Consider the following 8,516-nt stretch of genomic DNA (forward strand, 5'->3'; position numbering starts at 1 on the left):
TCACTCCCTAACGTCTCGCTCTGCCTCTGGTCATAGCCCCCAGGCCAAGCCAGCTTAGGGCCCGGACGGCCGCTCCGGGGCCACGCGCGGCCAGCGCCTCCCGCGCGCCCGGCTCGCGTTTAGCGAAGGACAGCAGCATGCCGAGCGCCGCCAGCGTGGGCAACAGCGCGGAGCCGCCGTACGACACCAGGGGCAACGGGATGCCGGTGATGGGCAGCACGCCGATGACCGCGCCCATGTTAACCACGGCCTGTCCGACGACCCAGGCCGTGGCGGCGGCGGCGGCGAGCCGCACGAACGCGTCGTTGACCCGGACCGCGACCCGCAGCCCCGCATACCCCAGCAGCCCGAACAGCGCCACCACGACCAGCGTTCCCATCAGCCCCAGCTCCTCGCCCAGGATGGCGAAGATGAAGTCGCTCTCACCGTGCGGCAGCCAGCTCCACTTCTGCCTGCTGCTGCCGAGCCCGAGCCCGAACCAGCCGCCCGAACCCATCGCTATCTGCCCCTGCACGGCCTGGTAGCCCGCGCCCTGCGCCTCGGCCCAGGGGTCGAGGAAGGCGCCGATGCGGGCCATCCGGTACGGCTCGATCTTGATCATGATGACCGCGGCGAGCACGGCGAGCGCCAGGATGCCGCCGAACAGCTTCACCGGCGCTCCCACCACCCACAGCAGCGACAGGAAGATCATGAACAGTACCAGGGTGGTGCCGAGGTCGCGGCCGAGCATGACCATGACGGCCAGGATCGCGGTGCCGGGCATGAGCGGGATGAGCATCTGCCGCCACTCGATGCGCCCGGCCCGCGCCCTGCGCGCCAGCAGGTCGGCTCCCCACAGGGCCAGGCCGAGTTTGGCCGGCTCCGAGGGCTGGAGGTAGAAGATGCCGAGGTCGAGCCAGCGCTGCGCGCCCAGCTCGGACTTGCCGATGAACAGCACCATGACCAGTGCGATGATCGACAGCGCCATCAGCGGGTAGCCCGCCCAGCGGAAGATCTTGTGCGGCAGCCGCGAGCACGCCCACATGAGCGGCACGCCGAGCGCGGCCGACATCGACTGCTTGATGAACCAGTAGAACGGGCTGCCGGTCTTCTGCAGCGCCTCGATGCTGGAGGCCGACAGCACCATCATCAGCCCGAGCGCCAGCAGCAGCCCGCTGCACCCGATGATCAGGTAGTAGGTGGTCAGCGGCTTGCCGAGCAGCTCCTTCAGCGCGGCGAGCTGCTCCCGCAGCCATCCGGACGGCCCCTCGACGTCGGCCTCGGTCGCGCGTTCCCCGGTGGTCGTGCTCACGTCCGCCGCCCCAGCCCGCGGACGGCTCGCGCGAAGGCCTCCCCTCGCGCCGGGTAGTTCGCGAACATGTCCAGGGACGCGCCCGCGGGCGACAGCAGCACGGTGTCCCCGGGGGTGGCGAGCCTGGCGGCTTCGGTCACGACGCGGTCCATCACACCAGTGTCTTGGTCGGCGATGTCCACGACGGGGACATTCGGCGCGTGTCGCGCGAGAGCTTCGGCGATCCTGCCTCGGTCCACGCCGAGCAGTACCGCTCCGCGCAGCCTGGGCGCGGCCTGGCGCACCAGCTCCTCGACGTCCGCCCCCTTGAGCTGGCCGCCCGCGATCCAGACGATCGACGGATAGGCCGACAGGGCCGCGGCGGCGGCGTGCGGGTTGGTGGCCTTGGAGTCGTCGACGTAGTCGACCTCGGCGACCCGTTCGACGTGCGTCATCCGGTGCGGGTCGGGGACGAAGTCGCGCAGGCCCTGGCGCACCGCCTCGGACGGCACGCCGACCGAGCGGGCCAGCGCGGCGGCGGCGAGGGCGTTGGCGACGTTGTGCGGCGCGAACGGCCGGACGTCGTCGAGCGTGGCCAGCTCCTCGGCGGCCTCCACCGGGTCGGCCACGAACGCCCGGTCCACCAGGAGGTCCTCGACCACGCCCAGCTGGCCCGGCCTGGGCACGCGCAGCGTGAAGCCCACGGCGCCGCGGTAGGGCGCGGCCAGGCGGGCCACGGCGGGATCGTCGGCGTTGTAGATCACGGTGCCCGCCCGCTCGTACAGGCGGGCCTTGGCCGCGGTGTACTCCTCCATGGAGCCGTGCCAGTCGAGGTGGTCGGGGGCGAGGTTGAGGATGGCGGCGGCGTGCGGGGCGAGCGAGCTCGACCAATGGATCTGGAAGCTCGACAGCTCGACCGCCAGCACGTCGTACGGCTCGCCCACGGCCTGCACGACGGGCAGGCCGACGTTGCCCACCGCGACGGCCTTGCGTCCGGCCGCCAGCAGCATCGCGGTGAGCATGCGCACCACGGTGGTCTTGCCGTTGGTGCCGGTCAGCGCCAGCCAGGGGGCGGCGTGCTCCGGACGCAACCGCCAGGCCAGCTCCACCTCGCCGACGACCTCGACGCCCGCCTCCACGGCGGCGGCGACCAGCGGGTGGTGCGGCGCCCAGCCGGTGGTGACCAGCCTGGTGACGCCCCTGGGCAGCTCCTTGGCGCCGAAGCGCACCTCCACGCCGTGCCCGGCCAGCTCGGACGCGGCCGCGAGCTGCCGCTCCCCCTGGACGGCCTCCACGACCACGACCCGCTCGCCGCGCCCCGCGAGCACCTTGGCGACGGCCGTGCCTGAGACGCCGAGGCCGGCGACACAGGTCAGGCCCGTCACCGAGGCATCCACTCGACGTAGAACAGGCCCAGGCCGAGCGCGGCGCAGAGCCCGGCGATCAGCCAGAACCGGACCACGATGGTGGTCTCGGCCCAGCCCTTCAGCTCGAAGTGGTGCTGCAGCGGCGCCATCCTGAACACCCGTTTCCCGGTCATCTTGAAGAACCCGACCTGGATGATCACCGAGAGCGTGATGATCACGCACAGCCCGGCGAGGATGATCAGCAGGAGCTGGGTGCGGGTGGCGATCGCCAGCCCGGCCAGCACGCCGCCCAGCGCCAGCGACCCGGTGTCGCCCATGAAGATCTTGGCGGGCGGCGCGTTCCACCACAGGAAGCCGATGAGCGCGCCGAGCACCGCGGCGGCCACCACCGCCAGGTCCAGCGGGTCGCGCACCCAGTAGCAGTTGGGGCCGAGCTGGTCGATGCAGTTGTTGCGCAGCTGCCAGTTGCCGATCAGCACGTACGCGCCGAGCACCACCCCGGTGGCGCCGCTGGCCAGGCCGTCGAGCCCGTCGGTGAGGTTCACCGCGTTGGAGAAGCCGACGATCATGATCAGCACCCAGACCGTGAAGCCCACGATGCCGATCGGCGGGCCGAAGTCGCGCAGGAACGACAGCCGGGGCTCGGCGGGCGTGATGCCGTACACGTTGGCCTGGCTGGTGACCATGACCGCGAAGATGGCGCCGACCACGAGCTGGCCCAGCGCCTTGGCGCCGCTGCGCAGGCCCAGGCTGCGCTGCTTGTAGATCTTGATGAAGTCGTCGAGGAAGCCGACCGCGCCGAGACCGGTCATCAGGAACAGCACGAGCAGCCCCGAGACGGTCGGGGGCTCGAGCCTCCCGAGGTGGGACGCCCCGTAGGCCAGCAGCGACGCCAGCACGATCACCGTGCCGCCCATGGTCGGGGTGCCGCGCTTGTCGTAATGCCCGGACGGGCCCTCCTCGCGGATCTCCTGGCCGTAACCGCGCCGCGAGAACAACCGGATGGCCAGGGGCGTTCCCAGCATCGACAGGATCAGTCCCACCGCACCGGCGATGATGATGTTGATCACTGCGCGGCACCTCCGAGCAGCAGCTCGGCCGTCCGCTCCAGGCCCATCGCCCTGGGGCCCTTGATCAGCACGACGTCGCCGGGCCGCAGCCACCCCGCCAGCTCGGCCGCCGCCGCCTCGGCGTCGGCGACGTGCACGATTCGGGTTCCGGGGGGCGGCGGGCCGCCGGGGCCGGCCTCCTGGGAGGCGGCCGCGAAGGCGCCGTCGAGGACGGGCCCGGCGTCGGGCCCCGCGACGATCAGGCCCGCCAGGCCCGCGCCGCCCGCCAGCCGGCCCAGTTCCCCGTTCAGCACGTCGCTCTCGTCGCCGAGCTCGCGGAGCGCGGCGATGACGGCGAAGCGCCGGCGCTCGCCGCCCAGCGCGGCCAGCGCCTGGAAGGCGGCCCGCATCGAGTCGGGGTTGGCGTTGTAGGCGTCGTTGACGACGGTGACCCCGTCGGGCCTGTCGGTGACCTCCATGCGCCACCGGCTGCGGGGCACGGCCTCCGACAGCTCCTCGGCGATGGTGGCGACGGGCAGGCCGAGCTCGTACCCGGCCGCGGCGGCGGCCAGCGCGTTCTCCACGGCGTGCTCGCCGTACAGCTTCAGCGTGACGGGCGCCGCGCCGGACGGCGTGCGCAGCGTGAACGAGGCGCGCCCGCGCGCGTCGACCGTGACGTCCTCGGCGCGGATGGCGGCGCCCTCGCTGCGGCCGAAGAGCGTGACGCGGGCGTCGGTGCGCGAGGCCATCTCGTTCACCAGCGGGTCGTCGGCGTTCAGCACGGCCACGCCGGTGCGCGGCAGCGCCTCGACGAGTTCGCCCTTGGCCTTGGCGATGGCCTCCTTGCCGCCGAACACGCCGAGGTGGGCGGTGCCGACGTTGAGCACGACGCCGATCTGCGGCGGGGCGATGCGGGTGAGGTCCTGGATGTGGCCGATGTTGCGGGCGGCCAGCTCCAGCACCAGGAAGCGGGTGTCGACATCGGCCCGCAGAACGGTCAGCGGGTGACCGAGCTCGTTGTTGAACGAGCCGGCGGGCGCGATGGTCGGGCCGATGCGGGCCGTCAGCCTGGCCAGGAGGTCCTTGGTGGACGTCTTGCCCGCCGAGCCCGTGACGCCGATCACGGTCGTGTCAGGCAGCGAGGCGGCCTGCACGGCCGCCAGGTCGGCCAGCGCGGCGGCGGCGTCGGGGACGATCACCGCGGGGGCGTCGACCGGCCGGGTGGCGAGCACCGCGACCGCTCCGGCCCTGATCGCCTGGGCGGCGTAGTCGTGGCCGTCGACCCGGCCGCCCCTGAAGGCGACGAACAGGGATCCCGGCTCGACCTGACGCGAGTCGATCACGACAGGGCCGCGCACCACGGCGCGGGGGTCGGCCATGCCGGACAGGGCGCCCGACGTTATCTCGGCGATCCTGGCCAGCGGCAACGGGATCATGCGTGCTTCCTGCTTTCCTTGCGTGCGTCGATCGCTTCGGCGACCACTTCGCGGTCGTCGAAGGGGATCACCTCGCCTGAAACGTACTGACCCTGCTCGTGGCCCTTGCCGGCCACGACGATCACGTCACCGCGCTCGGCCCGGCCGACCGCCAGGTCGATCGCGGCTGCGCGGTCAGGCTCAATGATCACATGAGCGCGGTCGTGCTGCGGAACGCGAAGCGCTCCATCCATCATCGCGGCCAGAATGTCCAGAGGGTCCTCGGAACGAGGATTGTCGCTCGTGAAAATCGCCACATCGGCGAGCCGGGCCGCGGCCTCGCCCATGACCGGCCGTTTGCCCTTGTCGCGGTCGCCTCCGCAGCCGAGCACGACGGTCAGCTTGCCGGAGGTGACCTCGCGCAGCGAGCGCAGCACCGACTCGACCGCGCCGGGCTTGTGCGAGTAGTCGACGACCGCCTGGAACTCGTCGTCGTCGCAGGTCACGCGCTGCATGCGGCCGGGGACTCCGGTGAGGGTGCCGACGCCGCGCACCGCGTCGGGCACCGGGATCCCGGCCTCGACCAGCGTGACGATCGCGCCGAGGGCGTTGGCGACGTTGAACGGGCCGGGCAGCGCGATCCGCACGTCCGCCTCGACGCCGCCGGGGCCCGTCACCCTGAACACGCTGCCGTCGGCGCCCAGCCGGACGTCCAGCGCCCGCCACAGCGCCTGCGGGTCGCCCGTGGCGGAGAACGTGGTCATCGGCACTCCGGCCAGGTTCAGCAGCTCGCGGCCGTAGCGGTCGTCGAGGTTGGTGACGCCGACGCGGCACAGCTCGGGCTGGAAGAGGCGCACCTTGGTCGCGAAGTAGTCGTCGAAGTCCTTGTGGAAGTCGAGGTGGTCCTGCGACAGGTTGGTGAACAGGGCGACGTCGTAGTGGACGCCGTCGACCCTGCCGAGCGCGAGCGCGTGGCTGGAGACCTCCATGGCGGCGGCGGTGACGCGCTGCTCGCGCATGAGCGCGAACAGGGCGTGCAGCTCGGACGCCTCAGGTGTGGTGAGTCTCGGCTCGAAGCGCAGCTCGCCCGCGTGGATCTCGACGCCGCCGACCAGGCCCGTGGTGTGGCCCGCCGCGCGCAGGCCCGCCTCCAGCAGGAACGTGATGGTCGACTTGCCGCTGGTGCCGGTGACGCCGAGCAGCTGGATGTCCTGGGCGGGCTGCCCGTACACCCAGGAGGCGACCTGGCCGAGCACGGCGCGCGGGTCGGGCACGATCAGCACGGGCAGCCCGGTCGCGGCGGCCTCGTCGCGGCCGTCGGGGTCGGTCAGCACCGCCGCGGCGCCGCGCGCCAGCGCCTCGCCGGAGAAGGCGGCGCCGTGGGCGCTGTTGCCCTTGAGTGCCACGTACAGGTCGCCGCGGGTGACCTGGCGGGAGTCGATGGTGACGCCGGTCAGCGCGGCGTGCGGCGACTGCGACGTGCCGGAGCCGGCATCGAGCATGATCGCCAGCCCGGCCAGTGGGCGGGGCGGGTTGGTCGTTGGACGCATAGAGGACGGGGGACGCACGGCGGCAGCGTACCTTCCCTGGTCACTGTCCGGCGCCCAGCCGCACCGGAGGCGCGGTGGAGCCTGTGGGAGGAATCTTCCTGCTCTTGATGGCGAACGTCATCACATCCTTGAACACGGGGGCCGCGATCTGCCCGCCGAAGTGGCCGTTCTTCGGGTCCTGCAGCACCGACAGCACCACCAGGCGGGGCGCGTCGGCGGGGGCGAACCCGACGAAGGAGGCCGTGTAACCGTCGTAACGGCCGAGCCGTTGATCGTAGCGGTTGGCGGTGCCGGTCTTGCCCGCCACCCGGTAGCCGGCGATGGCGGCCAGCTCGCCGGTGCCCTCGGCGCTCACCGCGGCCTCGAGCATGGTCGTGATCTCCTGGGCGGTCCTGTCGCTGACCACCCTGGTCTGCTTACCGGCAGGAGCCGGGACGAACCTGCCGTCCTTGTCGGTGGTGCCGGCGACGATCTGCGGTTCGATCCGGACGCCGCCGTTGGCGATGGTCTGGTAGACGCTGGCCATCTGCAGCGCGGTCACCGACACGCCCTGACCGTAGGCGACCGTGCAGCTCTGGCTGCCCGACCAGTTCTTGTAGTCGGGCAGCAGGCCCGCGCCCTCGTCGGGGACGCCGCCGCCGGGCCTGACTCCGAAGCCGAAGGCCTTGAGCATCTCGTACAGGCGCTGGCTGCCGACCTTGCGCGCGGCCATGACCGTGCCGACGTTGCTGGACTTGGCCATCGCCTCGCGGAACGTCATCGCCTCCGGCTTGTGCGCGTGGGCGTCGCGCAGCACCCGGTCGGCGCACCGGATGTTGTCCTTGACCTGGAAGACCGTGTCGGGGTTGACCAGCCCGGCCTCCATCGCCGCCGCGGCCGTGATCACCTTGTTGGTGCTGCCCGGCTCGAAGACGTCGGAGGCCGCCCTGTTGATGTAGGTGGCGGGCGGAGCCTTGCGCCAGTTGCGCAGGTCCAGCTCGGGGGCGTTGGCCATGGCGACGATCTGGGCGGTGCGGACGTCCATGACGATGACGGTGCCGCTGCTCGCGCCGGACGCCTTCACCTGCTCGGCGACGGACTGCTGGGCGGCCCACTGGATGTCGCGGTCGATGGTCAGCCGCACGTCGCCCCCGTCGACGGGGGCCTCGCGCTGGCTGGCCGTCATCGGGATCGGCTGGAGGTCGCGGCCCGTCTCGACGCGCTGCTTGCCGTCGCGGCCCGCGAGCAGGCTGTTCCTGGCCCGCTCCATGCCGCCCAGGCCGTTCTCGTCGTCGCCGACGAACCCGATGAGGCTGCCCGCCAGGTCGCCGGCCGGGTACATGCGGCGGTAGGTCTTCTTCGCCGTGAGCCCGGGCACGGTGGACTTGAGCAGCGCGCCGGCCTTCAGCGGGTCGACGTCCCGGGCCAGCAGCTGGTAGCGGGTCTGCGTACGCGCCAGTTTGGCGGCGACGTCCTGTTCGGACGTGCCGAGTTGCCTGGCGATTTCCGCGGCGATCTTCGCCCTGGCCGCCTCGGGCACCATCGTGGGGTCGATGGCGATCTCGCGGGCCTCCACGGTCAGGGCCAGCGCGTGCCCGTTGACGTCGGTGATGGAGCCGCGCTTGGCCGGGATCTCCTCCTCGTGCGTGCGCTGGACGGCGGCGGCGGCCTCGTAGACCTTGGAGTCGAGGCCCTGCATCTGGATGAGCCGGCCGGCGAAGATCGACAGGATGAAGGTCATGCCGATCAGGCCGATGTTGATGCGCCTGCGCGGGTTGCCCAGCCGCAGCACGAGCGGCGGCCTCGGGGGGCGCGGCGGCCTGCGGGGGCTTCGCGGCCCGTCGCCCGTTCTACGAGGACTCCGGCATCTCCATCTCGGGCATGGC

6 protein-coding genes are annotated in these 8,516 nt (G+C 72.1%); all 6 read right to left on the minus strand.

Translation table 11 applies throughout. The features are described from left to right. Window positions 1–7: 7 nt before the first annotated feature. The 6 genes from ftsW to ABT294_RS27870 are packed head-to-tail and all read right to left on the minus strand — an operon-like array spanning window position 8 to window position 8,422. A complete protein-coding gene (gene ftsW, locus ABT294_RS27845; RefSeq protein ID WP_502912143.1) occupies window positions 8–1,291 on the minus strand; it encodes a putative lipid II flippase FtsW in 1,284 nt (427 codons plus the stop codon). Then, entirely contained in the window at window positions 1,288–2,646 is a 1,359-nt protein-coding gene (gene murD / locus ABT294_RS27850) for a UDP-N-acetylmuramoyl-L-alanine--D-glutamate ligase (protein WP_350809235.1), read from the minus strand. Before murD ends, ftsW begins: the two co-directional genes overlap by 4 nt. Before the next feature lie 5 nt (window positions 2,647–2,651). Further along, entirely contained in the window at window positions 2,652–3,707 is a 1,056-nt protein-coding gene (gene mraY / locus ABT294_RS27855; protein ID WP_350809223.1) for a phospho-N-acetylmuramoyl-pentapeptide-transferase, read from the minus strand. Continuing rightward, window positions 3,704–5,122, minus strand: a complete 1,419-nt coding sequence (locus tag ABT294_RS27860; protein WP_350809224.1) for a UDP-N-acetylmuramoyl-tripeptide--D-alanyl-D-alanine ligase — start codon at window positions 5,120–5,122, stop codon at window positions 3,704–3,706. Before ABT294_RS27860 ends, mraY begins: the two co-directional genes overlap by 4 nt. Then, window positions 5,119–6,651, minus strand: a complete 1,533-nt coding sequence (locus tag ABT294_RS27865; protein WP_350809225.1) for a UDP-N-acetylmuramoyl-L-alanyl-D-glutamate--2,6-diaminopimelate ligase — start codon at window positions 6,649–6,651, stop codon at window positions 5,119–5,121. The genes ABT294_RS27860 and ABT294_RS27865 overlap by 4 nt, the downstream gene beginning before the upstream one ends. Before the next feature lie 40 nt (window positions 6,652–6,691). Beyond that, on the minus strand, window positions 6,692–8,422 hold the full coding sequence (locus ABT294_RS27870) for a peptidoglycan D,D-transpeptidase FtsI family protein (protein WP_350809226.1): 1,731 nt from the start codon (window positions 8,420–8,422) through the stop codon (window positions 6,692–6,694). Window positions 8,423–8,516 lie beyond the last annotated feature (94 nt).

The sequence above is a fragment of the Nonomuraea sp. NPDC000554 genome, from assembly GCF_040300065.1.
GTDB lineage: Bacteria > Actinomycetota > Actinomycetes > Streptosporangiales > Streptosporangiaceae > Nonomuraea.

Bases quoted from the DNA above. Each gene is read 5' to 3' on its own strand.
- ABT294_RS27865 (WP_350809225.1), bottom strand. From the start codon at position 6,651: ATGCGTCCAACGACCAACCCGCCCCGCCCACTGGCCGGGCTGGCGATC.
- ABT294_RS27860 (WP_350809224.1), bottom strand. From the start codon at position 5,122: ATGATCCCGTTGCCGCTGGCCAGGATCGCCGAGATAACGTCGGGCGCC.